The sequence below is a fragment of the Rickettsia sp. TH2014 genome (genome assembly GCF_019249195.1).
In the GTDB taxonomy this organism is placed as follows: Bacteria; Pseudomonadota; Alphaproteobacteria; order Rickettsiales; family Rickettsiaceae; genus Rickettsia; species Rickettsia felis.
This window is the reverse complement of the sequence record NZ_MXAX01000087.1, coordinates 1-2044: the sequence shown is the minus strand read 5'-3', so window position 1 is coordinate 2044 and position 2044 is coordinate 1. Positions and strand designations below refer to the sequence as shown.

The window sequence follows — 2044 nt, the reverse complement described above, 5'->3', positions numbered from 1 at the left end:
GCAAAATGCATATATTGAAAGATATAATAGGACTGTAAGATATGATTGGGTGGACCAGTATTTATTTGGTAGTATACAAGAAGCACAAGATCTTGCCACTCAATGGCTTTGGTCATATAATAATGAAAGGCCAAATATGGCTATAGGGGGTATAACACCAATACAAAAATTAGCTCTTGCAGCTTAACTCTCTACTCTCTATTGCGATTAAAATTGGGAGGATTACCGTAGTATCTACTACTTTCCAAAAAGAATAGTTAGGATTCAATCAAGAATTTCTACATTTGTATATCCTATAATCTCAACTGAATTATTATTATCACTAGAAGTCGCGTTAAACATATCAATTATATTATTGTTATATATATTACTTTCATAATTAATAGGTTTTTCAGCGATATCTTCAGTTGGGTGTTGAGTTTTAGAATAATGTTTACTATTTTTAAATTCCGTCAGCAAAACTTGTTTATTATGGAAGGAACGTACTGATTGCTGAAATGCTAAGTAAATTTTCTTATCTCTTGCTTTCTCTGAGCAAGTGAATGCATTGCTATACGTAGACATTTCAGGATGAAATTGTATTCCCATAATAGATGCCCCAAATTGTGATTCTATGGCTTCAATATCATCATTGGTATAAGCTACAGCTTTAAACAAATCGTGCTTACCGTTGATGTGATTAGTGCCCCCTATCTCTTTTACAACTTGCTGATGAGCCTCCCAGAATTTTTCTTTTCCTATGCTCATACTTGGTTTACCAAAAATTATTTGTGAAAGTTCAGAATCTGGAATAATATTAACATATGAATTATGATCATCACTCTTATGACCGATCTTGCCGCCAAAATAAGTATTAAGAATTTGATGCCCACCACAAATACCAAGTATAGGAATGCCGCGTTGAGTTGCAACATGAATCAAAGCCATTTCTGCAATATTACGTTCTAAGTTATGTGATTGCATGTCATGTGGACTAATAGCTTCCCCAAACAACCTAGCATCAACCATATTGACATTTCCAGGTATAATCAAACCATCGCTATTCTCTAAAGCTTTAAGAGCATTATTTTTTGCCTCGCTAAATATCTTTAATGTTTCTGGTATATTAAAACTGATATAAGTGTCTTGTTTTATATCATCATAGATATACATAAATAAAGAATTAGTATTACAACCAGTTGGAACAATTTTTAGATAATCTGCCATAACGATCTTTGTTTTGTGAGATGTTGCTAATTCAGTCATTATAGATAAAGCTGTTACACCACCTATATCTATATTATAACTTAATACTATTTGACTTTGTTGTGGTGTAGTACATACACTACTATCAGTTTCACATAATATTGGCATTACTTCATGAGAATTGAACAATCTAGCAAAATCTTGTGGAGACTGGTTATATTTATTAACAGCTGCCTTATTCGCATTCATATTAAGAAGACATTGAGTAACCCCTTTATAATTATTAGCAGCAGCATAATGTAGAGGTGTGGCTAACTCAAAATTAGGTGCATCAACAGTTGCTCCATATAACAGAAGCATTTCAGCAATTTGTTTATATCCTTTACTTGCGGCTATATGTAACGCAGAATTACCGTTCTTATCACGTACATTTATATCTACCCCATTTTGTAATAACTCACTAGTATATTCTATATTGCCATTAAGTACTGCAATTATCAGAGGTGCTAAAGGTGGTGTTCGTAATTGTGCCATGGTCTATGAATATAATTATTTAAACTAAAATGCATTATATAGACAAATAATAGATTTTCAATAAAAAATAATTATAGTACATATCTTGCTATAGGTAATTAGACCTGAACATGGTAAGAACACTACAGACGCTAGCATACATAACAAGAGTCAATATAAGCTATAGAGCAATTCCAAGAAGTATAATGGACTGAGAAATCAAGACAAAAAATAATCAAATTCGTTTCCTATTTTTATTATATTGTTAAGCAGCTAATTGATAATAATTTTGCGTATAATTCAGATAAACATCCATAGGTTTTTTGTAACCAATACCCGAATGAAA

2 protein-coding genes and 1 pseudogene are annotated in these 2044 nt (G+C 31.8%); 1 reads left to right on the top strand and 2 read right to left on the bottom strand.

Annotated features, from left to right (window positions below; all coding sequences use genetic code 11):
• On the top strand, window positions 1-187 hold a 187-nt coding region (locus KYQ89_RS01490; RefSeq protein ID WP_218460087.1), incomplete at its 5' end, for an integrase core domain-containing protein.
• 77 nt (window positions 188-264) lie between these two features.
• On the opposite strand, the gene KYQ89_RS01485 is transcribed toward KYQ89_RS01490, so the two are convergent.
• Window positions 265-1152, bottom strand: coding sequence for a gamma-glutamyl-gamma-aminobutyrate hydrolase family protein (locus KYQ89_RS01485; protein ID WP_218460089.1), 888 nt, complete (start codon window positions 1150-1152; stop codon window positions 265-267).
• Window positions 1153-1398: 246 nt separating this feature from the next.
• Window positions 1399-1719, bottom strand: a pseudogene (locus KYQ89_RS01480) (ankyrin repeat domain-containing protein); the annotation flags it as partial.
• Window positions 1720-2044 lie beyond the last annotated feature (325 nt).